The organism is Affinirhizobium lemnae, from assembly GCF_022968395.1.
Taxonomy (GTDB): domain Bacteria; phylum Pseudomonadota; class Alphaproteobacteria; order Rhizobiales; family Rhizobiaceae; genus Neorhizobium; species Neorhizobium lemnae.
In genome coordinates this window covers 14,795-37,220 of record NZ_JALJQZ010000008.1, presented here as the reverse complement: position 1 = coordinate 37,220, position 22,426 = coordinate 14,795, and the positions used below count along the sequence as shown (strand labels likewise).

21 protein-coding genes and 1 other RNA gene are annotated in these 22,426 nt (G+C 59.2%); 16 read left to right on the top strand and 6 right to left on the bottom strand.

Annotated features, from left to right (window positions below; all coding sequences use genetic code 11):
- Nucleotides 1-42 precede the first annotated feature (42 nt).
- Entirely contained in the window at nucleotides 43-591 is a 549-nt protein-coding gene (locus MUU53_RS07065) for a c-type cytochrome (protein ID WP_062554998.1), read from the bottom strand.
- A gap of 156 nt (nucleotides 592-747) precedes the next feature.
- On the opposite strand from MUU53_RS07065, the gene MUU53_RS07060 reads away from it, so the two are divergent.
- The 3 genes from MUU53_RS07060 to MUU53_RS07050 are packed head-to-tail and all read left to right on the top strand — an operon-like array spanning nucleotide 748 to nucleotide 3,331.
- Nucleotides 748-1,503, top strand: a complete 756-nt coding sequence (locus tag MUU53_RS07060) for a 3-deoxy-manno-octulosonate cytidylyltransferase (protein ID WP_247260273.1) — start codon at nucleotides 748-750, stop codon at nucleotides 1,501-1,503.
- Between the two features lie 12 nt (nucleotides 1,504-1,515).
- Nucleotides 1,516-2,379, top strand: a complete 864-nt coding sequence (locus tag MUU53_RS07055) for a prephenate dehydratase (protein ID WP_247260272.1) — start codon at nucleotides 1,516-1,518, stop codon at nucleotides 2,377-2,379.
- 10 nt (nucleotides 2,380-2,389) lie between these two features.
- The gene (locus tag MUU53_RS07050) at nucleotides 2,390-3,331 is read left to right on the top strand and encodes a DMT family transporter (protein ID WP_247260271.1); all 942 of its coding nucleotides are present in this window, start codon (nucleotides 2,390-2,392) and stop codon (nucleotides 3,329-3,331) included.
- Between the two features lie 16 nt (nucleotides 3,332-3,347).
- Here MUU53_RS07050 and nudC read toward each other — a convergent pair whose 3' ends face one another.
- Both nudC and MUU53_RS07040 read right to left on the bottom strand, forming a co-directional pair.
- The gene (gene nudC / locus MUU53_RS07045) at nucleotides 3,348-4,310 is read right to left on the bottom strand and encodes an NAD(+) diphosphatase (RefSeq protein WP_247260270.1); all 963 of its coding nucleotides are present in this window, start codon (nucleotides 4,308-4,310) and stop codon (nucleotides 3,348-3,350) included.
- Nucleotides 4,307-4,717 carry an HIT domain-containing protein gene (locus tag MUU53_RS07040; protein WP_247260269.1) on the bottom strand — a complete coding sequence of 137 codons (411 nt, stop codon included), beginning with the start codon at nucleotides 4,715-4,717 and terminating at the stop codon, nucleotides 4,307-4,309. The genes nudC and MUU53_RS07040 overlap by 4 nt, the downstream gene beginning before the upstream one ends.
- Before the next feature lie 106 nt (nucleotides 4,718-4,823).
- Between MUU53_RS07040 and ffs the strand changes: the two genes are divergently transcribed.
- The 3 genes from ffs to MUU53_RS07025 all read left to right on the top strand — a co-directional run bounded on the left by ffs (nucleotide 4,824) and on the right by MUU53_RS07025 (nucleotide 7,274).
- An RNA gene (gene ffs / locus MUU53_RS07035) (signal recognition particle sRNA small type) lies at nucleotides 4,824-4,920 on the top strand.
- Nucleotides 4,921-5,045: 125 nt separating this feature from the next.
- Entirely contained in the window at nucleotides 5,046-6,926 is a 1,881-nt protein-coding gene (locus MUU53_RS07030; protein WP_247260268.1) for a DNA polymerase III subunit gamma/tau, read from the top strand.
- 24 nt (nucleotides 6,927-6,950) lie between these two features.
- Nucleotides 6,951-7,274, top strand: a complete 324-nt coding sequence (locus tag MUU53_RS07025; protein ID WP_062554991.1) for a YbaB/EbfC family nucleoid-associated protein — start codon at nucleotides 6,951-6,953, stop codon at nucleotides 7,272-7,274.
- A 35-nt stretch (nucleotides 7,275-7,309) separates the two neighbouring features.
- Here the strand turns inward: MUU53_RS07025 and MUU53_RS07020 are convergent, their stop codons facing one another.
- On the bottom strand, nucleotides 7,310-7,930 hold the full coding sequence (locus MUU53_RS07020) for an MOSC domain-containing protein (RefSeq protein ID WP_247260267.1): 621 nt from the start codon (nucleotides 7,928-7,930) through the stop codon (nucleotides 7,310-7,312).
- A gap of 430 nt (nucleotides 7,931-8,360) precedes the next feature.
- Between MUU53_RS07020 and recR the strand changes: the two genes are divergently transcribed.
- Nucleotides 8,361-8,966: a recombination mediator RecR gene (gene recR / locus MUU53_RS07015; protein WP_165133554.1), complete on the top strand. Its 606-nt coding sequence runs from the start codon at nucleotides 8,361-8,363 to the stop codon at nucleotides 8,964-8,966.
- Nucleotides 8,967-8,976: 10 nt separating this feature from the next.
- Nucleotides 8,977-10,224 (top strand): lytic murein transglycosylase, encoded by a 1,248-nt coding sequence (locus tag MUU53_RS07010; RefSeq protein WP_377307189.1) that lies wholly within the window; start codon nucleotides 8,977-8,979, stop codon nucleotides 10,222-10,224.
- A 1-nt stretch (nucleotide 10,225) separates the two neighbouring features.
- Here MUU53_RS07010 and MUU53_RS07005 read toward each other — a convergent pair whose 3' ends face one another.
- Both MUU53_RS07005 and MUU53_RS07000 read right to left on the bottom strand, forming a co-directional pair.
- Nucleotides 10,226-10,681: a GNAT family N-acetyltransferase gene (locus MUU53_RS07005; protein WP_247260266.1), complete on the bottom strand. Its 456-nt coding sequence runs from the start codon at nucleotides 10,679-10,681 to the stop codon at nucleotides 10,226-10,228.
- Between the two features lie 27 nt (nucleotides 10,682-10,708).
- Nucleotides 10,709-12,358 carry an MFS transporter gene (locus MUU53_RS07000; protein ID WP_281435028.1) on the bottom strand — a complete coding sequence of 550 codons (1,650 nt, stop codon included), beginning with the start codon at nucleotides 12,356-12,358 and terminating at the stop codon, nucleotides 10,709-10,711.
- A 235-nt stretch (nucleotides 12,359-12,593) separates the two neighbouring features.
- Here MUU53_RS07000 and rimP point away from each other — a divergent pair, with 235 nt between their 5' ends.
- The 8 genes from rimP (at nucleotide 12,594) to MUU53_RS06960 (ending at nucleotide 22,404) form a co-directional block, all read left to right on the top strand.
- Nucleotides 12,594-13,181, top strand: a complete 588-nt coding sequence (rimP, locus tag MUU53_RS06995; protein ID WP_062554986.1) for a ribosome maturation factor RimP — start codon at nucleotides 12,594-12,596, stop codon at nucleotides 13,179-13,181.
- A gap of 74 nt (nucleotides 13,182-13,255) precedes the next feature.
- Entirely contained in the window at nucleotides 13,256-14,878 is a 1,623-nt protein-coding gene (nusA, locus tag MUU53_RS06990) for a transcription termination factor NusA (RefSeq protein WP_062554985.1), read from the top strand.
- Nucleotides 14,875-15,561, top strand: a complete 687-nt coding sequence (locus MUU53_RS06985) for an RNA-binding protein (protein ID WP_247260264.1) — start codon at nucleotides 14,875-14,877, stop codon at nucleotides 15,559-15,561. Before nusA ends, MUU53_RS06985 begins: the two co-directional genes overlap by 4 nt.
- 100 nt (nucleotides 15,562-15,661) lie before the next feature.
- Nucleotides 15,662-18,457, top strand: coding sequence for a translation initiation factor IF-2 (gene infB / locus MUU53_RS06980; RefSeq protein WP_247260263.1), 2,796 nt, complete (start codon nucleotides 15,662-15,664; stop codon nucleotides 18,455-18,457).
- A gap of 413 nt (nucleotides 18,458-18,870) precedes the next feature.
- A complete protein-coding gene (gene exbB, locus MUU53_RS06975) occupies nucleotides 18,871-19,827 on the top strand; it encodes a tonB-system energizer ExbB (protein ID WP_425524254.1) in 957 nt (318 codons plus the stop codon).
- Between the two features lies 1 nt (nucleotide 19,828).
- Nucleotides 19,829-20,284, top strand: a complete 456-nt coding sequence (gene exbD, locus MUU53_RS06970) for a TonB system transport protein ExbD (RefSeq protein WP_247260261.1) — start codon at nucleotides 19,829-19,831, stop codon at nucleotides 20,282-20,284.
- 10 nt (nucleotides 20,285-20,294) lie between these two features.
- Complete coding sequence (locus MUU53_RS06965) at nucleotides 20,295-21,218, top strand: TonB family protein (protein WP_247260260.1); 924 nt, start codon at nucleotides 20,295-20,297, stop codon at nucleotides 21,216-21,218.
- Nucleotides 21,219-21,777: 559 nt separating this feature from the next.
- Nucleotides 21,778-22,404 carry a ribonuclease D gene (locus tag MUU53_RS06960; RefSeq protein WP_247260259.1) on the top strand — a complete coding sequence of 209 codons (627 nt, stop codon included), beginning with the start codon at nucleotides 21,778-21,780 and terminating at the stop codon, nucleotides 22,402-22,404.
- Nucleotides 22,405-22,426 lie beyond the last annotated feature (22 nt).

The window sequence follows — 22,426 nt, the reverse complement described above, 5'->3', positions numbered from 1 at the left end:
GCCATGGCGAGCCTTTCGATTAGAGTCGGAACCAACGCCTGATCAGGGCGTCGGCAGCGGTGCCGGGCTATCGGCCAGCGAACGGAGATAAGCGATCAGGTTTGCGCGCTCATCATCCTTCTTCACACCGGCAAAGCCCATGGCCGTTCCGGCAACATAAGCTTTTGGTGCAGCGAGGAAGTGATTGAGATGTTCAAAGTCCCAGACCACGGAACCGCCCTTGGAAAAATCCTTCAGAGCTGCCGAATAGCTAAAGCCTTCGTGGCCCGCAATCGGGCGATTGACGATACCCCAGAGATCCGGGCCGACCTTGTTCGGTCCGCCCTTCTCTCCGGAATGACAGGCCTGACACTTCTTGAAGACGGCGGCACCCGCCGTTGCATCGGCCTTGGCCAGAAGCTGTGCGATCGGAACAGCAGCCGGAGCGGCGGCTTCGCCACCTGCGCTCGGCGCTTCTTCCGCTACAATCGCAAAGCCAGGCTTTTCAGGCGCTTTCGAATGAAAAAGCCCTTCAGAGGCGATCGACACAGACATCAAGACAAATACAGTGCTGAGCAAGGCCCCCATAGCCATGTTCGAATAGGCATTCATCCGCGAAAAGCTCCTTCCCACCCGTCGGAATCACAGGCGTCCCACCTTGAATTCCACCGAAAGCTATGTCTTTTGCGGGACTGGCGCAACCTGAATCACGAACCCGCCCCTGAGACCTTTTGCCTCCATCAGCGCGGCATATACGAAGAGAAAACCATGCGCAATCCGCGATTCGACAAGACACTCGTTCTCATTCCGGCACGGATGGCGTCGATGCGGCTTCCCGGCAAGCCATTGGCGGACATCAACGGGCTGCCGATGATCGTGCAGGTGGCGCATCGTGCACGGGAAGCCGATGTCGGCCGGGTGATGGTTGCGGTGGACGATAAGCGTGTTTTCGAGGCTGTGCAGGCCGCCGGCTTCGACGTCGTCATGACACGCGACGACCATCAATCCGGCTCCGACCGCATCTATGAGGCGCTTCTTGCGGCGGATCCCGAAGGCAAGGTTGAGTTCGTCGTCAACGTACAGGGCGATCTGCCGACAATTGAGGCGGATGCGGTCCACGCGTCGCTTCGTCCGATGGAAGACATTAGCGTCGATATCGCGACGCTGACAGTCGAGATCCTCGACGAAGAAGACAAGCTCAACCCGAACATCGTGAAGGTCATCGGTTCGCCGATTGCGGACAATCGCCTTCGGGCCCTTTATTTTACACGGGCAACTGCACCAACGGGCCCCGGTCCGCTTTATCACCACATCGGTCTCTACACCTATCGCCGCTCGGCACTCGAACGATTCGTGAAGCTTCCACCCTCGACGCTGGAACTTCGCGAGCGCCTCGAGCAATTGCGCGCCCTGGAGGCGGGCATGCGCATCGATGTCGAGATCGTTGACTCGGTTCCTCTCGGCGTCGATACTCCCGCCGACCTCGAAAAGGCCCGTGCAATCCTCGCTGGCCGCAAGCAATAATCGGAAAAGCAGATGGTTCAGACCACAAATCGCATCGCCTTTCAGGGCGATTTCGGCGCCAACTCGGACATGGCCTGCCGGGACATGTTCCCGACAATGGAGCCCTTGCCGTGCCCGACCTTCGAAGATGCCTTCGTGGCTCTGGAAAGCGGCGATGCGGATCTCGCCATGATCCCGATCGAGAATACGCTGGCAGGCCGCGTTGCCGATATCCATCATCTCCTGCCGGAATCGCGCCTGCATATCGTCGGCGAATACTTCATGCCGATCCGCTTCCAGCTGATGGTTCTGCCCGGCGTGAAGCATGACGATATTCGCACCGTTCACAGCCATATCCACGCGCTTGGTCAGTGCCGCAAGATCATTCGCTCAAACGGCTGGAAGGCCGTTGTGGCCGGAGATACGGCGGGTGCTGCCAAGCTGGTTTCCGAACGGGGGGACCGCAGCATGGCGGCGCTGGCGCCACGGCTTGCAGCCAGCCTCTACGGTCTCGATATCCTGCAGGAAAACGTCGAGGATTCCGAGCACAATGTCACGCGTTTCGTCGTCCTGTCCCGCGACGAACACTGGACGACACGCCGCGACGAGAAAGACGTTCTTGTCACAACCTTCGTCTTCAATGTCCGCAACATTCCGGCGGCACTCTACAAGGCGCTCGGTGGGTTTGCCACCAATGGCATCAACATGACCAAGCTGGAAAGCTACCAGATTGGCGGCAAGTTCATCGCGACCCAGTTCTATGCGGATATCCAGGGGCATCCGGATGATGCACCGGTGCGCCGCGCGCTGGAGGAACTCCGGTTCTTTTCCGAGAAGGTTCGCGTTCTTGGCGTCTATCGCGGGCATCCGATGCGCGGCACCCTGAACGCGGCGTGACGGTCGCGTCATGCTGCTTGGTCTGCTCACCGGCCTCTTTACCTGTGCCGTCTGGGGCCTGACCTTCGTTGCCGCGCGGCTGGTGCACCCCTTCACGCTGTGGGAGATCACGATTGCCCGCTATGCGATTTTTGGGCTGACCTGCCTGATATCGCTGGCGCATCCCCATTTTCGACCGCGTAACATCGAGTGGCGGCACGCGCTCGCCGGCTCGGTGCTAGGCCTCATTGGCTATGTTGCCTATTTTGCGCTTGCATCGCAGGCTGTGCTCTGGGCCGGATCCGTGGTGCCGCCGCTGATCATCGGCATCACCCCGATTATGCTGCCAGTGCTCGCCAATCTCATCGACAAATCAATTTCGTGGCGCAGGATCGGCCTGCCGCTCGTGATGATCGGCAGCGGGATCCTGATCGTCAACGCCGAGCATCTGCAAGGGCTGGACGTCGAGGGTCGGCAGATGATGGCCGCCGGTATCGGCTGCGCCGTGGCGGCCCTTCTGGTCTGGGTCGTCTATGGCATTTTCAATGCAAAGGTCATGCGCTCGGCAAATCCGCCGCGCGCTATCGACTGGACGACACTGCATGGTATCGGCTGCCTGATCGGTGCAGGGATGCTGATCCCCCTAGCCTCCAATGCTTATGTCACTGCACCAGCCGAAGCGGTAACGCGTTTCTTCCTCTGGGCCATCGTGCTTGGCATTGCCGCTTCATGGCTTGCCACGTGGTGCTGGAGCATTGCATCCAGCCGCCTGCCGCTCGCTTTGACGGCGCAACTCATCATTGCCGAGACAGTTTTCGGCCTCATCTTCGGGCTGATGATGGATGGGCGATGGCCCACGATAACCGAGAGCCTGGGTGCCCTTCTGCAGATCCTTGGCGTTTCGCTGGCGGTACACCAGTTTACACGTCGCAAGCCTGAAGCGGTGGAGGACGAGGTGATGGCGGTTCACTGACTGTCATTGGCCTCTCTTACCTCTGCCACTCCACCCAGTCGCGCATCAGCCGGTGGGCGATCGCCCCGCGTGGCGGACTGAACGGGCCCTCTCCGGCAGGATCGGCGTCCAGCATGGTGGCGATCTCGTCCCGGGTGAACCAGCGACAGTCTGCCAGCTCCTGCTCATCGCGATTGATGTCCCGGTCGAGCGCCTCGGCGTAACAGCCGATCATCAGCGAATGCGGCATGGGCCATGGCTGGGAGGCATGATAGCGAACGCGGCCGGTGCGAATGCCCGCTTCCTCGAAGGTTTCGCGGCGAACCGCATCTTCGATCGTCTCGCCGGGCTCAACGAAACCGGCAAGTGTCGAATACATTCCGGGGGCAAAGTGATGCCCGCGACCCAGCAGTACCAGATCGCGCTCGATGTCGACCGTCAGCATGATGACAACGGGATCCGTGCGCGGAAACATCATATGTCCGCAGTTCGGACAGCTGCGCTTGTAGCCGCCCTGCTGGCTGACCGTCTTCGTTCCGCATTTGCCACAGAACAGGTTGGCCCCGTTCCAGTGAACCAGACTGATGCCCTGGGCGATGATGCCAAGCGTTTCCTCATCCAGCAGACCGTCCCGGAAGGCGCTTCGGCCATCGGTCAATCGGAAGCGTGCTTCAAGCTCTTCCATGGGAGCGCGAATCGGCATGGCGATGCGTGGCGCTCCATCCACCGTGTAGCCCAGGAGAACGGCATTGTCCTCGTCCGGCCCCAGGTCCGCGATCTCGTCACGCCAAAAGAACGCGCCTGGAACCGGCTCCTCCCGCTTGAGGACGACCTTGCCGCCAGCAATGACCAGAAGCGTTTGCCCTGGAATGCCCAGCGCCTGTTCCAGGCAATCGTCGGTACGATGCTCGGCGTCCCGGTTCAGCCGGTTTCCGGAAAATGCGGTCAGCTTGCTTGGCTCATCGTGTGGCGCACGGGTTTCAAAAATGGAAAGTGTCATGATGCGAGGGCTTCATTCAGATTGGTCAGAAAGTTTTGTTTGGCATCGTCTGCCCAAGGCGTGGCAGAGCCATGACCCCAGATCGGACCGGGCCAGTTGGGATCACCTTCCTGCCTTGCGACAATATGGACGTGAAGCTGCGAAACGATGTTGCCGAGGGCGCCCACATTGATCTTGCGAGCCTTCGTCACGGTCTTCAAGGCTTCTGCAACCAGATTGGTCTCGAAGGTCAGCATCGTCTGGTCGAGCGGCGTAAGTTCGAAGATCTCGGTCTTATCCGCCCGCTGTGGAACCAGCATCAACCAAGGCCAGCGGCTGTCTTTCAGCAAACGCAACTGGCAGAGGCCAAGCGTGGTGACGAGTTCAGAATCCTTTTCCAGTCGGGCGTCCAGCACAAATCGATTCACGTGGCTCTCCTGCATCGATAGTCTTGCTAGCAGTTTTTTCAGGGCTTGGCTCGCATTTGGTTTGGGGGGTTGCATTTGGTTCGGGAAACGACGATATGTGGCCTCGGGAGGTTGGTGGTGGACGAGCCACTCGCCAACCGGGTCAGGTCCGGAAGGAAGCAGCCCTAACGAGCCCGGCACGGGTCGCCGTGCCAGCCTCCCACCTAATCTATCTTACGGTCAGTGTTCGGCCAGCTTCCCGCTAATGCCCGATAAATGAACTGACCGGAGATGAATTGGCCCCACCAAGGCTTCCATCAGACTGGCGGTACAGGATGAGTGACACCTGATGAGTGATGCGGGCCTGACGAATTCCACCCAAGCCGCCTACCGCGTTCTGGCGCGAAAATATCGCCCGAAGGATTTCTCCGACCTGATGGTCGGCCAGGAGCCGATGGTACGGACGCTGACCAACGCCTTTGAGACCGGCCGGATTGCGCAGGCCTATATGCTGACGGGTGTTCGTGGCGTGGGCAAGACCACGACGGCGCGCATTCTGGCGCGAGCCCTGAATTACAAGACCACTGACATCGATAAGCCGACGATCGACCTGCGTGTTCCGGGCGAGCATTGTCAGGCTATCATGGAAGGCCGCCATGTCGATGTGATCGAGATGGATGCTGCCTCCCATACCGGCATCGACGATATTCGCGAGATCATCGAGCAGGTGCGCTATCGTCCGGTATCGGCGCGCTACAAGGTCTATATCATCGACGAAGTGCATATGCTTTCGACACAAGCCTTCAACGGCTTGCTGAAGACGCTGGAAGAACCGCCGGAGCATGTGAAGTTCATTTTTGCGACGACGGAAATCCGCAAGGTCCCGATTACGGTTCTCTCGCGCTGCCAGCGCTTCGACCTGCGCCGCATCAGTGCCGCTGATCTCGTCGGCCTGTTCTCGACCATTCTCGGCAAGGAAGCGATCGCGTTCGAGCCGGAAGCGCTTGCCATGATTGCCCGCGCTGCGGAAGGTTCCGCCCGTGACGGCCTTTCTCTGCTCGATCAGGCGATTGCCCATGGTGGCGGTTCCGTTCAGGTGGAAACCGTGCGTGGCATGCTGGGGCTCGCCGACCGGGCGCGTATCGTCGACCTCTTCGAGCACATTGTTTGTGGTGACGTGACGGCAGCGTTGGAGGAGTTTACTGCCCAGTATGAAGCGGGCGCGAACCCGGTCGTCGTGCTGACCGATCTTGCCGATTTCACCCATCTGGTGACCCGGATCAAATATATTCCGGCAGCCGCCGAGGATGCTTCGCTGAGCGAAGTGGAGCGCGTTCGCGGTGCGGAGTTTTCCGCAGCCGTTGCCGTCACCACATTGTCTCGCATGTGGCAGATGCTGCTCAAAGGCATACCCGAAACGGAAAACTCGTCTCGTCCGGCAGGTGCTGCCGAAATGGTGCTGATCCGGCTTGCCCATGCAGCGAACCTTCCTTCGCCAGAGGATGCGGCGAGACGCGTCACCGAGCTTCTGGCTTCGGGCAATGCCGGCGCGCCTATGCTGCCTAACGGTTCCGGTGGCGGCGCCCGGGCCAGCCTTGGCAGTTCTGCCTCCATGTCTGCGGCACCGGCCGCCCGCGCAATCGAAACGCCGCAGGCCCGCGCAACGGGTGGACAACCGGTGGCACGGCTTCAGGCCGTTCCCTCCAGCAGCGCTGAGCCCTCCCCGGTCGGACGCGTGGAAACTAGGCCGCAGGAAAATGCGCAGCCTCAGCCGAAGGTGGATGTCCGATCGATCGCCGATATCTCCGACCTCTGCACAGCGAACCGGGAGCCGATTTTGCGGGCACGCGTTCGCCAATCCGTTCATCTGGTCAAACTGGAACCGGGTCGGCTTGAGATTCGCCTGGAGCCGGATGCGCCGAAATCCATTGCCAGCGATCTGGCGTCCAAGCTGAAAGAATGGACCGGCAATACCTGGTGGGTAACGCTATCCAATGAGCGCGGCGAGCCGACGCTGGCCGAGGCGGAAGCGCAGATCAAGGAACAGCACAAGACGGATGCACGAGCCGATCCGGATGTCGCGGCCATTCTCGCTCAGTTTCCGGGCGCCAGGATAATTGACGTTCGCATCAAGGTGCCGGTTGAGGACGAGTTGGAAGAGGCTCAACCTCCGGCGATCATCGAAACAGACGAAGGCGACATTCTGCCGGGTGACGACCTCGACATCTGACAACGACAAGAGAAGGACAAGACGATGCGCGACATCATGGGCATGATGGGCAAGGTCAAGGAAATGCAGGCCAAGATGGAAAAGATGCAGGCGGAAATCGCCGCTCTTGAGGTCGAGGGCAAGGCGGGTGGCGGCCTTGTGACTGTTGTTCTGAACGGCAAGGGCGAGTTGCGCAGCCTCAAGATCGATCCGTCGCTGTTCAAGGAAGACGAGGTCGAGATTCTTGAAGACCTTATCGTTGCCGCACACAAGGATGCAAAGGACAAGAGCGAGGCGCAGGCGCAGGAAAAGATGGCCGCCGTGACGGCTGGTCTGCCGCTGCCTCCCGGCATGAAGCTGCCGTTCTGATCTCCGAAGAAGGGTCGCAGATGCGGCCCTTTTTTTTATGCGAGAGCCCTGATTTTCACTTGGAGATCTTCATGCAGCGGAACGCTCAGGTAGCGGCTTCGCTGCTCGATGCTGAGCCGCTTTGGCTGAAAGATCATGAGTTCGGCAATCCTGACACGCTCGCCCCGATAGGGGTAAAATTCGACGTCTTCACCGGCTGCAAGAACCCCTGTCTGGATCACGCGGCAATAAATGCCGGGTCGCGCCGCCGCGGTGTAGCGCTTGGCAATTTTTGGATCGTTCATATGGGCTGTGAAGGTGTTGCAGGGAACGCGGGGTGATGTGGCTTCCAGAATGACGCCACCTGCCAGATGAAAGCGGTCGCCCACACAGACATCGCGATTCTCAAGTCCATCGATTACGATGTTTTCGCCAAAAATCCCGGGTGGCAGATCCCTTTGCAGTTCCTGCGCCCACCAGCGGAGCGTCTCGCTGCCTTCCAGATAGACCGCCTGTTCGTGGCCGCCGTGATATTTGTCGTTGCAGATCGAATCACCCACCAGCCCGTTCTCGTCCACATGGACTGGATAGCCCACCGGCTGCTTGTTGATGCCGCTCTTGTAGCTCTTGCCCGGTAGTTTTTCCGGCTGGCCGAGACAGACGGCGCTGACTTTCATGAGAGATGTTCCTTTAATCTTGACATAATTATTCGCTCAACCTCAGCCGCACATATAAACAGGGTTGTATGATCCCCTACATTGCACCATCTTGGATGGCATCATCGCAGCTTTGGGAGGACATTTTGGGAATCCTGTTTGCACTTCTTTTTCTAGCGCTGGTACTTTGGTGGTTTATCCCAACCCGAAAGAACGCACTCTCCTGGTTGGGATTAGCGATCTTCCTGTTGGGTTTGTTACCCATCGCTATGCTCACAAGTTTCCATCCCTATATGTTGCTTGCGATCGGACAATCTCTAGTTACCATGCCAATCATCCCTTTCGGTCTGGCTATCCTTGTGGCCGGTCAACGCGCAGCTGCTCGATAAAATGTTTAGGGTCGAAACCCAATCAGGTTTCAGGTGGGGCACTTATCGTCTAAAAGCGCCTCATGGCAAAACGTGTTACCGGTCCCGAAATCGAAAAACTCATTCAACTGCTCGCGAAGGTGCCGGGTCTTGGCCCCCGCTCCGCACGTAGGGCGGCGCTGCATCTCATCAAGAAGCGCGAGCAATTGATGGGCCCGCTTTCCCATGCGCTGGGCGAGGCCTATGACAAGGTAAAGGTCTGTTCCCGCTGCGGCAATGTGGATACGAGCGACCCTTGCACTGTCTGTACCGACGAGCGGCGCGATCAATCCGTCATCATCGTCGTGGAGGATGTATCGGACCTTTGGGCGCTTGAGCGGGCAGCCGCCATGAACGCGGCCTATCATGTGCTGGGCGGAACGCTTTCGCCGCTCGATGGCGTGGGGCCTGACGATCTCAACATCAAGAGCCTTGTTGACCGTGTGAGCGAAGGCGGCATTCGCGAGATCATTCTGGCCGTCAATGCGACCGTGGAAGGCCAGGCGACCGCGCATTTCATCACGGACCGCCTGTCAGACCTTCCCGTGAAAATCACCCGTCTTGCGCACGGCGTTCCCGTGGGTGGGGAACTGGATTACCTGGACGAGGGTACGCTGACGGCAGCGTTACGTGCAAGAACGGCGATTTGAGGAGGCGTGGATGATCCGGAAACTTGGTACACTCTGCCTCTCATTGATGGCACTCGCCCTTCCCATGCCTGCGCTGGCGGCTCCCTCCAAGGCCGAGGTTGAGCAGCAATTTCGCCAATGGCTTAGCCGGGATATCACGTCGGAAGCAAAGAAGGCCGGCGTTTCCGCCTCTACCATCGATGCGGCGCTGAAAGGCGTTTCATTGAAATGGGACCTGCCGGACCTTGTTCCACCGGGCACCACGCCGCCGAAGGCACAGGATCAAACCCAGGCCGAATTTGCCTCACCCGGCGCCTATTATTCCGAGCAACGCATGCAAGGCCTGGCCATGACTGGGCGTTCGCTGGCGCAGACGCATGCTGCGACCTTGCGCCAGGTAGAACAGACCTATGGTGTGCCGGGGTCGATCATTCTTGCGATCTGGGGCCGCGAGTCGGGATATGGGCGTGCGAAATTGCCCTTTGCGGCGCTGGATGTGCTGGCAACAAAGGCTTTCATGTCAACCCGCAAGGACATGTTCCGCACCGAGTTGATCGACGCTTTGCGCATTATCCAGCACGGCGACATCACGCCGGAGCGTATGCGGGGTTCCTGGGCCGGCGCATTGGGCCAGCCGCAGTTCATGCCTTCGAGTTACGCAAAGTATGCGATCGATTTCGACGGCGACGGCAAGGCCGATATCTGGGATTCCGTGCCGGATACACTCGCATCCATCGCACACTATCTGGTGCTGAAGGGCTGGCAGCGCGACCGCGACTGGGGCTTCGAGGTGATGATCCCGGCTCAGGTTTCATGTGCGCAGGAGGGGCCGGATCTCGCCAAGCCGATCTCGCAATGGGCTTCGCTCGGAATTTCCCGCGTCAACGGCAAAGGCTTTCCAGCACATGAGGCAAAGGTAGATGGTATGATGCTGGTGCCTGCCGGTCGCAATGGCCCGGAATTCATCGTGATGCCGAACTTCTACGTGCTGAAGGAATATAACAACTCCGATCTTTACGCGCTCTTCATCGGCAATCTCTCGGACCGCATCGCAAATGGAGCAGGTCCATTTCAGGCTGGCTGGAAGCCCACGGGGAAGATGTTGCGTTCAGATGTGCTGGCCATGCAGAAAAGCTTGCAGGCGAAAGGTTATGACGTGGGCAAGGCCGATGGGCTGGCAGGTTTCAAGACCCGCCGCTCGATTGGTGACTGGCAGGCGAAGAACGGGATGGCGCCCACCTGCTTTCCCGATCAGAACCTCAAGGCGAAGCTGAGATAAGTCAGAGCGCTAATTTGAAGCCCACGTGGCTTTTCTCGAAGCCAAGGCTTTCATAGAAGCGATGCGCATCCTCCCGGCGATTGTCGGAGGTCAATTGAACGGCGCCGCAGCCGCACTTGCGGCACTCTTCGATGGCCCAGCGAATCATCTCGTGCCCGACGCCCTTGCCGCGCTGGCTTGCCGCCACCCGCACGCTTTCGATCTGGCCGCGCCAGAGGCCAAGGCGGGAAAGCCCAGGCAGAAAGCTGATCTGCAGGCATCCTACGACATCGCCTGAGCCATCGACGGCGACTGCTAGCATTTGGTTTGGATCCGCCTGAATGGCATGCAATGCATCGACATACCGTCGGTCGACCGGATCGGATATCACTTCACGGGTACGGCCCAGAGCGTCATCGGCAAGCATGGCGACGATGGCGGTAAGGTCTGTCTCTTCGGCTCTGCGATATTCGGTCATGCGGGTTTTCCGGATGTTGCGACAAGGTCAATGGAGATCGAGCGCCGATTTGTGGAAGACATCCTCACGGGCGTGATCGGGAGGTATGGCCTGCCGCTCCAGCATGCGATGGACACGTGGACCGTCCGGCCCCGCGTGGAGCGCCCGGATCTGGGTCCAGATCTCCGCATCCGCCTTGGTGCGGCGCTGATTATGACGCACATAATCCGCCCAGGTGGCCGTGTGATAGGTTTCCGTCCAGATATCCGGGTTCTCAAGGTCCCGCATCAGGGCCCACTGACGCGCACCGTCACGAATACGGATGCGGCGTCGCTCGGACATCAGCGCCAGGAAGGCGGGCACGTTTTCTTCGCGCACCGTATAGTCAACGAGCAGAACGATCGGGCCGCTTCTTGGCTGGAGATCGAGCCGAAGCGAGGGTTCGCGGAAGGTATTGGCCGGATCGAGGTTCAGAGCTTCCATGGATGGAAGCGCAAAACGCCAGCCGAACAGTGCGCCGAAGACCATGGCAAGGCTGGCAATCATCAGTGAGGTTGAGACGCCATAGGTTTCCGCCAGCATGCCCCAGAGCCAGCTGCCCAGGGCGATACCGCCGAAGGTCGCTGTCTGGTAAAAGGAAAGTGCGCGCCCGACCACCCAGCGCGGTGTGGACAGTTGCACCGTTGTATTGAACAGCGAAAGCGCCAGAACCCAGCACGCCCCAGGGATCGTAAGGATTGCACAGGTCAGGAGCGTCGAGGATGAGAGCGCAGCGGTTACAGCGCTCACCCCGAAGCCGGTGAAAGCGATGCGCACGATGATCTCCGTCGAAAATGTTTCGCGAATGCGCGCATTCAAAAGGGCGCCGATCACGGCACCTACGCCAAAGGCACCGAGCATCAGACCGTAAGTCAGCGGACCACCCACGACAAGATCTCGCGCGACCAGCGGCAGCAGCGCCAGAATGGCGCTGGCGGAGACGCCGAAGAGGAGGCTGCGAAACAGGACATTGATGAGCTTCGGAGACATGGCCACGTAGCCAAAGCCCGCCGAAAGCGCTCTTCCGAGCGTCTCGCGCGGAAGCCGGTTGTCCGGTGTTTCGGGCTTCCAGCGCGACAGGGCAAAGATCAGGGAGATGTAGCTCATGGCATTGACGGCGAAGGCCGCGGCCGCTCCGAAAGAGGCCACGATAATGCCGCCGATGGCAGGGCCGACACTGCGGGTGATATTGAAGCCGACGCTGTTCAAGGAGACCGCGGCGGGAAGGACCGGACGAGGGACGAGATCCCCGACCGAAGCCTGCCAGGATGGATTGTTGAGCGCCGTTCCACAGCCGATGAGGAAGGTGAAGGCCAGCAACAGCCAAGGCGTCAAAAGATCCGCCCAGGCAAACACAGCCAGAAAAACCGAGACAATGAGCATGAACCCTTGTGCGGAGATCATGATCGCCCGACGGTCGAAATTGTCCGCCAGCGCCCCGGCAATCAGAGAAAACAGCATGATCGGCAGAGCCTGCGAGGCTTGAACAAGCGCCACCATGTTTTCCGAACTGGAGATCGCCGTCATCATCCAGGCGGCACCGACCGCTTGCACCAGACCGCCGAAATTGGAAACGACGCTTGCGAGCCAGATTTCACGAAAGGTCTGGTGACGGAAGGGCGCAAAGGATGAAATGCGCTCGGGCACGTTGAACCTCATGCTGATTTGTTTAGGCTGACTAACTTAGCGTGCTAGCCACCTCTAACAAGCGCAAATCGAGAGGCTTTGGCGGCTCTGACCGCAACCCTTGCATTCACGGGGCTTAAGCGGTATAGAGAGTTCAAATTCTTGATCGTCAGATGAAGAGTGGGGCCGCACCGGACCCGCTCTTTTTTGTTAGGCGGTCGATGCACGCGACGTTCTCGCCCTTGTGCGAGCAAAGCCGGAAGACCATATGCAGGAAAACCAGAAGGAACCGCGTCTCATAGTCGAGACGGGCCTCGATCTCAGGATCGCCGAAATCATTGAACCCACTCTCGACGCGATGGATTTTCGTCTTGTGCGGGTGCGTTTGCTGAACCTCAACGGTTTGACCCTTCAGGTGATGTGCGAGCGCAACGACGGTACGATGACCGTTGAAGACTGCGAGCAGGTTTCGATGGCGATTTCTCCGGTTCTCGATGTGGAAGATCCCGTCGATAAGGCGTATCATCTGGAGGTATCGTCGCCCGGAATCGACCGGCCCATGGTTCGCAAGTCTGATTTTGCCCGTTGGTCCGGTCATATCGTGAAATGCGAGACCTCCATCCTGCTGGATAACCGCAAGCGTTTTCGCGGCAAGATTACCGAGGCAGACGACGAAGGCTTCACGCTGGAGCGCGACCAGATCGGCTACGGGGAAGAGCCCCGCCTGCGTGTTCCGTTCACGGCTCTGGCGGAAGCCAAGCTGATCCTGACGGATGATCTGATCCGCGACGCCCTGCGCGCCGACAAACTGGCCAAGGCGGAAGCCGCGAACCAGAACGACGCTGACGAAGAGTAAGACAACACGTTTCAAGACCTTCACCCTCTTCGGGTTGGGGCACAGACAAAATCGATCGACGGAGACTGACGACAATGGCAGTGAGTGCGAACCGGCTTGAACTTCTGCAAATCGCAGATGCAGTGGCGCGCGAAAAGGTCATCGACCGCGAAATCGTGCTGGCCGCTATGGCCGATGCTATCCAGAAGGCCGCTCGTTCGCGTTACGGCACGGAAAGCAATATCCGCGCGGACATCAATTCCAAGACGGGCGAGATCCGCCTTCAGCGCCTGCTGGAAGTCGTGGAACATGCGGAAGATTACACGACCCAGATTCCGCTCGCTCTGGCCCGCGACCGTAACGTCGATGCCAAGATCGGCGACTTCATTGCCGATCCGCTGCCGCCGATGGATTTTGGCCGTATCGCTGCACAGTCTGCCAAGCAGGTTATCGTGCAGAAGGTCCGTGAAGCCGAGCGCGATCGTCAGTATGACGAATTCAAGGATCGTGTCGGCGAAATCGTCAACGGAACGGTCAAGCGCGTCGAATACGGCAATGTCATCGTCGACCTTGGCCGTGGCGAAGGCATTATTCGCCGCGACGAGATGATCCCGCGCGAAAACATGCGCTATGGTGACCGCGTTCGTGCCTACGTTTACGACGTCCGCCGCGAACAGCGTGGCCCGCAGATTTTCCTATCGCGTACCCATCCGCAGTTCATGGTGAAGCTGTTCACCATGGAAGTGCCGGAGATCTACGACGGCATCATCCAGATCAAGTCGGTTGCTCGCGACCCGGGTTCTCGCGCCAAGATTGCTGTCATTTCGAACGACAGCTCGATCGATCCGGTCGGCGCCTGCGTTGGTATGCGCGGTAGCCGTGTTCAGGCGGTCGTCGGCGAACTTCAGGGCGAAAAGATCGATATTATTCCGTGGTCGGGCGATCCGGCTTCGTTCATCGTCAACGCACTGCAGCCTGCGGAAGTGGCCAAGGTGGTTCTCGATGAAGATGCAGAACGCATCGAAGTCGTGGTGCCGGACGAGCAGCTTTCGCTCGCCATCGGTCGTCGCGGCCAGAACGTTCGTCTTGCCTCGCAGCTGACGGGCTGGGATATCGACATCATGACGGAGCAGGAAGAATCCGAGCGCCGCCAGAAGGAATTCAACGAGCGCACGAACCTGTTCATGGATGCTCTCGACGTCGACGAAATGGTGGGTCAGGTTCTGGCGTCCGAAGGCTTTGCGCAGGTCGAGGAACTGGCTTACGTTGAACTTGGCGAAATCGCCTCCATCGACGGTTTCGACGAAGATACGGCAAACGAGATCCAGACGCGTGCTCGCGAATATCTCGACCGGATCGAAGCCGAAATGGATGCAAAGCGCCGTGAACTCGGCGTATCCGACGAATTGCGCCAGATCGATGGCTTGACGGCCAAGATGCTCGTTGCGCTCGGTGAAGACGGTATCAAGACTGTCGAGGATTTCGCCGGTTGCGCCGCAGACGATCTGGTCGGCTGGTCCGAGCGCAAGGACGGCGAGACCAAGAAATTCGAAGGCCTGTTTTCCAAGTTCGACGTTTCCCGCGTGGAAGCGGAAAACATGGTCCTGCAGGCGCGCCTGGCTGCTGGCTGGATCACGCAGGAAGATCTGGCTCGCGAACAGGCTGCTCTTGAAGAAGAGGCCGTTGACGAGGAGGCGGACGCCGCTGCCGAACAATGATTGCGGCGGCTGACGTCCGTGATCACGCAGCGGATGAAGAGGAACTCGTGGTGAACGATCGTACCTGTATCGTGAGCCGCAAGACCTTCGACCCTCATGAACTGATCCGGTTCGTTGCCGGCCCGCAGGGGCAGGTTGTGCCGGATCTGAAGCGGCAATTACCCGGTCGTGGATGCTGGGTGAAGGCGGAACGGGATCTGGTGGAGCTCGCGATCAAACGCAAGCTCTTCGCCAGGGTTCTCAAGCGGGACGTGAAGGCCGAGCCCGATCTGGGCCTGATGGTCGAACGCCTGCTGGTGACTGATCTGGTCGGGATGATGAGCATGGCTCGCAAGGCGGGACAGTTCATCTCCGGAGCGATGAAGGTAGATAATGCCGTGCGGACCGGCGAAGCGGTCGGCGTGTTTCACGCTGCCGACGCCGCCGCAGATGGCGTGCGAAAGATTGACCAGGCCCGCAAGGCCTGGAGGCTCGGAACGGATGCCGAGGAGGAGATTCCCTCCTTCCGGCTCTTCTCTGCGGCTGAAATGGACGAACTGATGGGTCAGAATGCTTTTATCCATGCCGCGGCGCTTGCCGGACAGGCGGGTGAGGGTGTAGTGAAACGCGCAACCATGCTCGAAACGTACCGCAACAGCGGTCACTCCGGAGCAGATGGTGGCGCTGGCCGGTCAGACACATGACGCGGTCACCGGCATATGCCGACTGCCGCATTGGAAGACGTGTATTGAACGACAGGACCTGATGGTTGCCATCCGCTCCTGCCGGAAGGAACAGGAACGGATGACCGACAGTAAAGACGACAAGACACTCAGCGTATCGGGCAAGAAAACCCTCACCCTGAAGCCGTCAGGGATGAGCCAGGGTACCGTGCGCCAGGATATGGGTCGCGGTCGCACCAAAGCGGTTGTGGTTGAAACCCGTAAGCGCCGCCCTCTCCGCCCCGAAGATGAAAAGCCGATCACCCCTATTGCAGCTCCCATTGCCTCAGCACCGGCGGCTCAGCCGCGTCCTGCCGAGCAGGCTCCGGTTCAGCAGGCACGCCCGGCGGCGCCCGCGCCGCAGCCCGCGCGCCCGGCGTCACAGTCACCCCAGCGCGTTCATCAGCCAAACTCGCAGAACCAGCGGCCGCAGCAGGGCAATTCTCGCCCACAACAGAACAATTCGCGTCCGAACGATCGTCCGCGCGGTGCAGTTCTGCACGACCTTTCCGCCTCGGAAATGGATGCACGTCGCCGTGCCTTGGCGGAAGCTCAGGCCCGCGATATCATCGAAGCCAAGCAGCGTGCCGAAGACGAGGCCCGTCGCAAGGTTGAGGAAGAGCGTCGCGCCGCAGAACAGCGTGCTGAAGACGAGCGTCGTGCCGCCGAGGCAAAGGCTCAGGCGCTCGCCGAGCCAGCTGAGCCTCCAGTTGCGCAGTCGGTGCCGTCTCCAGAAGCTCCAGCGGAACGTTCCCAGTCTGCGGCTCCGGTTACGGCTCGCCCGCGCGAAAACAACAACCGTCCCCAGCCGCCCCGTCCAGCTCCGGCCGCACCTGCCCCGCAGCCTGGTCTGCCGGTTCGCGGTCGCAAGCCGTCGGACGACGAAGACGATGACCGCGGTCCATCGAGGAGCGGTCCGGTGCGCGGTAAAGTTGCCGCTCCGGCACCGGCCAAAGCTCCAGCCCGTCCGAAGGAAGACGATCGCCGCCGCGGCAAGCTTACTGTGACCACCGCCGATGTGGATGATGACGGTTCATCGCGTGGCCGCTCGATGGCTGCCATGCGCCGCCGTCAGGAAAAGTTCCGCCGCAGCCAGATGCAGGAAACGCGTGAGAAGGTCATGCGCGAAGTCATCCTGCCGGAAACCATCACCATTCAGGAACTTTCGCAGCGTATGTCCGAACGCGCTGTCGACGTGATCAAGTACCTGATGAAGGAAGGTCAGATGATGAAGCCGGGCGACGTCATCGACGCCGACCTTGCAGAACTGATCGCAACCGAATTCGGCCATACCGTGAAGCGCGTTTCCGAGTCGGACGTTGAAGAAGGTATCTTCAACGTGAAGGACGATGAAGGCGAACTGGTTTCGCGTCCGCCGGTCGTGACTATCATGGGCCATGTCGACCACGGCAAGACCTCGCTTCTCGATGCCATCCGCCACGCCAACGTCGTTGCTGGCGAAGCCGGTGGTATTACGCAGCATATCGGTGCCTATCAGGTCGAACAGAACGGCCAGAAGATCACCTTCATCGATACGCCCGGCCACGCCGCCTTCACGGCCATGCGTGCCCGTGGTGCCCAGGCGACGGACATTGCAATCCTCGTGGTTGCGGCCGATGACAGCGTGATGCCGCAAACAATCGAATCGATCAACCACGCGAAGGCGGCCGGCGTGCCGATCATCGTGGCGATCAACAAGGTGGACAAGCCGACGGCTGATCCGCAGAAGGTGCGTACGCAGCTTCTGCAGCATGAAGTCTTTGTCGAATCCATGGGTGGTGAAGTTCTTGACGTCGAAGTTTCGGCAAAGAACAAGACCAACCTCGACAAGCTTCTTGAAGCTATCTTGCTGCAGGCCGAAATTCTTGACCTGAAGGCCAATCCGAACCGGACGGCTGAAGGTACGGTTATCGAAGCTGAGCTCGACCGTGGTCGTGGTGCGGTTGCGACTGTTCTGATCCAGAAGGGTACTCTGCGCCCGGGCCAGATCATCGTGGCAGGCGATCAGTGGGGCCGCGTTCGCGCGCTGGTCAACGACAAGGGTGAGCACGTCAAGGAAGCCGGTCCGGCCATGCCTGTCGAGGTTCTTGGCCTGTCGGGCACACCTGCTGCCGGTGACAAGTTCGCCGTCGTCGAGAACGAAGCACGTGCTCGTGAGATCTCCGAGTACCGCCAGCGTCTGGCCCGTGACAAGGCGGCAGCACGCCAGTCCGGTTCGCGCGGCTCGCTCGAGCAGATGATGAATCAGCTCCAGAGCTCCGGCATGAAGGAGTTCCCGCTGGTCATCAAGGGTGACGTGCAGGGCTCGATCGAAGCCATTGCCGGCGCTCTCGACAAGCTCGGCACCGACGAGGTTCGTGCCCGCATCGTTCACTCCGCAGTGGGTGGCGTGACGGAATCGGATATCTCACTCGCTGAAGCGTCGAACGCAGCCATCATCGGCTTCAACGTTCGTGCCAACGCACAGGCTCGCTCGCTGGTTGAACGCGAAGGGATCGAAATTCGCTACTACAACATCATCTACGATCTGGTGGATGACGTGAAGGCAGCGATGTCGGGTCTTCTGTCGCCGGAACGTCGCGAGACCTTCCTCGGCAATGCCGAAATCCTCGAAGTCTTCAACATCACGAAGGTCGGCAAGGTTGCCGGTTGCCGTGTCGTGGAAGGCAAGGTCGAGCGCGGCGCAGGCGTGCGTCTGGTTCGCGACAACGTGGTCATCCACGAAGGCAAGCTCAAGACACTCAAGCGCTTCAAGGACGAAGTCTCCGAAGTGCCGGTGGGTCAGGAATGCGGTATGGCCTTCGAAAACTACGAAGACATTCGCGCTGGCGACACCATCGAGTGCTTCCGCGTGGAACACGTTACACGCACACTCTGATCCTCACGCGATAGATTACATCCGGCGCCGGGCCTCGTGCCCGGCGTTTTTCGTTTCAGAACGCCTGTTGAGATAAAGCGTGTCGCGATCTTTCAGACTCGCTCCTGGCGCTTTATCTCTCTTCCCTTATCGCATGTCGTTATCGCAAAACCGCTGCACACTTTTGCGCGCCATGCTTTAAAACATGAGTCTGACTTGAAAGATTTTTCGCAGCGGCGGCCTTTAATAGTTTACATTTTTCGTCATGTTTATTATGCGGTAGCTCAACGGAGCGTGGCAGGACTGGCCTGTCCGCGATGGGGCGGGATCACCCGTCATCCCTGATGCCGGTCAGAAATCGGGAGCTGTCCATGTCTTACACACTCGCCAACCTCTCTATTCAACCGTCGACAGTCCGGAAATCCTGGAGCCGGATGCTTCTGGTGGCAACCTGCCTTGCATTTATTGCCCTGCCAGTCCTTGCGCAAACCAAGCAGCCTTCAACACCCCAGACCCAGCAAACCGCTCCGGCAGTGACGGCACCCTTGGACCAGAGCGCTCCTGCTGCCCCTGGGCAGAGCGCGCCGTCAACCGGTGCTACTTCGATCGTCGATGCCACAAGTCAGGCGCTCTCACAGTTGCTCCCAAGCGGCGAGCGCTCGGACATTCCCCATAATCTTTCGCCTCTCGGCATGTTCATGGCCGCCGATTGGGTGGTCAAGAGCGTCATGATCGGCCTTGCACTGGCTTCTCTGCTGACCTGGACGGTCTGGCTGGCCAAATCTCTGGAACTTATGGGCGCGCGGCGGCGCGCGACGGCAATCGTGGAGGCGGTTCGTCAATCGCGCACACTGGCGGACGCCATTGTGCTTGCGGAGCGGCGTAAAGGTCCGGCTGCCACCATGCTTCATGAGGCAGCACGCGAACTCAAGCTTTCCGAGACCACGCTCGATCATGCCGACAATTCCGGCGTCAAGGAGCGCGTCGCTTCGGTACTTTCACGGATCGAGGTCGGCGCGGGTCGCCGGATGATGCGCGGGACCGGTGCGCTTGCTACGATTGGCTCCGTCGGACCCTTCGTTGGACTGTTCGGGACCGTCTGGGGGATCATGAACTCCTTCATCGGCATTTCCGAATCCCAGACGACCAACCTTGCTGTTGTTGCACCCGGCATTGCTGAAGCGCTGCTGGCGACTGCAATCGGTCTCGTGGCTGCCATTCCTGCCGTGGTGATCTACAACATCTTTGCCCGATCCATTACCGGTTACCGGGAGTTGCTGGCCGATGCGGCCGCAGGTGTCGAGCGGCTGGCGAGCCGCGATCTGGATTTCCGCAAAGTGCCGCCTGGCCAGCGTACAAAGCCCAACGTGTCGCTGATGGCGGGAGAGTGATATGGCGGGTGGAATTCGCGAAAACCACGGCGATGATCTGAGCGAAAATCACGAGATCAATGTCACCCCTTTCATCGATGTCATGCTCGTTCTGCTGATCATCTTCATGGTGGCGGCGCCGCTCGCGACAGTGGATGTCAATGTCGATCTCCCCGCCTCTACCGCCAAACCAGCCCAGAGACCTGACCAACCGCTGTATCTGACCGTGAAGGAAGATCTCAGTTTGAATCTTGGCAATGCCCCCGTAGCGCGCGAGCAGCTTTCACAGGCTCTGGAAGCGCAGACACAGGGCAACAAGGATACGCGGATCTTCCTGCGTGCCGACAAGATGGTGGACTACGGCCACTTCATGGAAGTCATGAACCTTTTGCGCGATGCCGGTTACTTGAAGATCGCTCTTGTGGGTCTGGAAACGGTTGGCGCTCCATCAACGACGACACCGGCACCGAAGCCTTGAGGAGTTAGTCATGATGACATCCACAGCCGGCAGATGGAAACGAAGACTGGGTGAAGCAGCCCTGTGGACCGGAGCAGGTTCGCTTGTTCTAACCGCGCATCTGGCTGCGGCCGCTGTTCTGCTGCGTCATGAGCCGGAAGAAAGCGGTGATCTTGCGCCGCCTGCCGCGATCATGATCGAGCTTGCAGCGGTTCCTGAAGCCGCAGCGACCGAGGAAACGGTTGTATCCGAAGACACGCAGGACTCGCTCGAGGTCAAGACAGAGCAGAGCGAACCGGTGGAGCAGGCCGAGTTGACGCCTGACGCACAGCCCGTTCCCAAACCGGAGCCGCCACAGATCGAGGAGAAGGCGGAACCGGTGCAGGAGACGACCCAGACGATTCCACAGGAGATTCTGGAGCCCGTTGAACAACCGGTGGAACAACAACTGACCATTTTTGAGCATGCCGAGGTTCCTCTGCCCACAGCCCGCCCTTCCCCGGTGACGCCAAGGCCGGTGGTGGCACAGAAGCCCGAGCCGAAGCCTGAAAAGAAGGTAGAACAGCGCCAGCCAAAGCCGCAGCCGCCGGCAGCGAAAGCTGCCGTACAGGCAAAAGCCGACGTTCAGGAATCGACGCGGACAGCCGCAGCGGCCACATCCAGTACAACTGGGACGTCCTCTGTTTCACCGGCGAAGTGGCAGGCCAAGCTTGCAGCGCATCTGGCCCGTCAGCGCGGAAAGTGCCCGGCCAATGGACGTGGCAGCACCGCCTATGTGAGCTTTCGGATTGATGGTGGCGGAAATCTGAGCGCCGTTTCGCTGGCGCGTTCTTCGGGCTTTGGCGATTTCGATGACTACATCGTGGATCTAGTTCGCCGGGCCTCTCCCGTGCCGCCACCGCCTTCGGGCATCGGCAACAAAGTTACGGTTCCGATTGGCTATAGAAACTGCTAAAGCATGCCGCGCAAACCTGTGTTGCGGTTTTGCGATATCGATATGCGCCAATCTTTTGAAGCCCTGTCTGGTCGCGCTCTCGGAATTTGCTCGCCGCGACCAGACAGGGAATTGAGCATATATATCCCGCTTTCTGACCTCAAACGACAGATCAATTCCGTGTTTGAAGAGACGTGCGCCTCTACGACCGTTGAGCATGTCTCAAAAATTAAAAAGCCTGCCGCGGGAGGAGGTGCGGCAGGCTTTCAAACCCGATCGGCAATTTGGGAGGAGGAGATTGCCGATCTCATCGTGCGACGCTGGGAGGAGGAGTGCATCGCTTCGATGGTTTACATATATGACTTAAGATCGGGGAGAACAAGATCTTTACCGCAATGCAGCAATGCGTTTTTTGCATGCCTTATTTGATCTCCGCTAAATATTTGAGCGGTTGCTGAGCTGAGACTTTGAAATGGTAGGACGAAGACCCTCGATCTTCAGGGTGAATTTGCCTTTTGATCAAGCTAAGATTGAAGTAGGCATTCAGTGGAAGATCCGAGCATTGATTTTGAGGGCAGGCATGAGCACCACGATCCGCTATCACCAGGGCGATATTTCCGGGTTGGACATGAAACAGTATACGGATGCCGTTGCAATCGACACCGAAACGCTCGGCCTTGTTCCACGCCGAGACCGACTTTGTGTCGTCCAGCTCTCCCCCGGAGACGGCACAGCGGACGTCATTCGCATTGCCCGCGGTCAATCCCACGCGCCGAATCTTTGCAGCCTTCTGACCGATGCTTCGCGGCAAAAAATCTTTCATTACGGCCGGTTCGATATAGCTGTTCTATTCCATACCTTCGGCGTGACGACGGAAAACGTGTTCTGCACCAAGATCGCCTCACGCCTCACGCGCACCTATACGGATCGCCATGGCCTCAAAGACAATCTCAAGGAATTGCTTGAGATCGACATCTCCAAAGCGCAACAGCAGACAGACTGGGCAGCTGAGGTTCTTTCTCAGGCACAGCTCGAATACGCGGCCTCGGATGTTTTGCATCTTCATGCGTTGCGAGACAAACTGATCGCACGCCTGATGCGTGAGGATCGTATGGAACTGGCCGCAGCTTGTTTTGCCTTTTTGCCGACACGCTCGAAGCTTGATCTTCTTGGCTGGGAAGAGACGGATATCTTTGCCCATAGTTGACAAGGAAAGATCTTCAGGTGCC

What these genes read in the sequence shown, in the direction of transcription:
- MUU53_RS06985 (WP_247260264.1), top strand. Translation starts at nt 14,875, where the DNA reads ATGATTGCGGCGGCTGACGTCCGTGATCACGCAGCGGATGAAGAGGAA.
- exbD (WP_247260261.1), top strand. Translation starts at nt 19,829, where the DNA reads ATGGCGGGTGGAATTCGCGAAAACCACGGCGATGATCTGAGCGAAAAT.
- exbB (WP_425524254.1), top strand. Translation starts at nt 18,871, where the DNA reads ATGCTTCTGGTGGCAACCTGCCTTGCATTTATTGCCCTGCCAGTCCTT.
- recR (WP_165133554.1), top strand. Translation starts at nt 8,361, where the DNA reads ATGGCAAAACGTGTTACCGGTCCCGAAATCGAAAAACTCATTCAACTG.
- MUU53_RS07065 (WP_062554998.1), bottom strand. Translation starts at nt 591, where the DNA reads ATGAATGCCTATTCGAACATGGCTATGGGGGCCTTGCTCAGCACTGTA.
- infB (WP_247260263.1), top strand. Translation starts at nt 15,662, where the DNA reads ATGACCGACAGTAAAGACGACAAGACACTCAGCGTATCGGGCAAGAAA.
- MUU53_RS07000 (WP_281435028.1), bottom strand. Translation starts at nt 12,358, where the DNA reads ATGAGGTTCAACGTGCCCGAGCGCATTTCATCCTTTGCGCCCTTCCGT.
- nusA (WP_062554985.1), top strand. Translation starts at nt 13,256, where the DNA reads ATGGCAGTGAGTGCGAACCGGCTTGAACTTCTGCAAATCGCAGATGCA.
- rimP (WP_062554986.1), top strand. Translation starts at nt 12,594, where the DNA reads ATGCAGGAAAACCAGAAGGAACCGCGTCTCATAGTCGAGACGGGCCTC.
- MUU53_RS07010 (WP_377307189.1), top strand. Translation starts at nt 8,977, where the DNA reads ATGATCCGGAAACTTGGTACACTCTGCCTCTCATTGATGGCACTCGCC.
- MUU53_RS07050 (WP_247260271.1), top strand. Translation starts at nt 2,390, where the DNA reads ATGCTGCTTGGTCTGCTCACCGGCCTCTTTACCTGTGCCGTCTGGGGC.
- MUU53_RS07030 (WP_247260268.1), top strand. Translation starts at nt 5,046, where the DNA reads ATGAGTGATGCGGGCCTGACGAATTCCACCCAAGCCGCCTACCGCGTT.
- nudC (WP_247260270.1), bottom strand. Translation starts at nt 4,310, where the DNA reads ATGACACTTTCCATTTTTGAAACCCGTGCGCCACACGATGAGCCAAGC.
- MUU53_RS07020 (WP_247260267.1), bottom strand. Translation starts at nt 7,930, where the DNA reads ATGAAAGTCAGCGCCGTCTGTCTCGGCCAGCCGGAAAAACTACCGGGC.
- MUU53_RS07060 (WP_247260273.1), top strand. Translation starts at nt 748, where the DNA reads ATGCGCAATCCGCGATTCGACAAGACACTCGTTCTCATTCCGGCACGG.
- MUU53_RS06960 (WP_247260259.1), top strand. Translation starts at nt 21,778, where the DNA reads ATGAGCACCACGATCCGCTATCACCAGGGCGATATTTCCGGGTTGGAC.
- MUU53_RS06965 (WP_247260260.1), top strand. Translation starts at nt 20,295, where the DNA reads ATGATGACATCCACAGCCGGCAGATGGAAACGAAGACTGGGTGAAGCA.
- MUU53_RS07005 (WP_247260266.1), bottom strand. Translation starts at nt 10,681, where the DNA reads ATGACCGAATATCGCAGAGCCGAAGAGACAGACCTTACCGCCATCGTC.
- MUU53_RS07055 (WP_247260272.1), top strand. Translation starts at nt 1,516, where the DNA reads ATGGTTCAGACCACAAATCGCATCGCCTTTCAGGGCGATTTCGGCGCC.
- MUU53_RS07025 (WP_062554991.1), top strand. Translation starts at nt 6,951, where the DNA reads ATGCGCGACATCATGGGCATGATGGGCAAGGTCAAGGAAATGCAGGCC.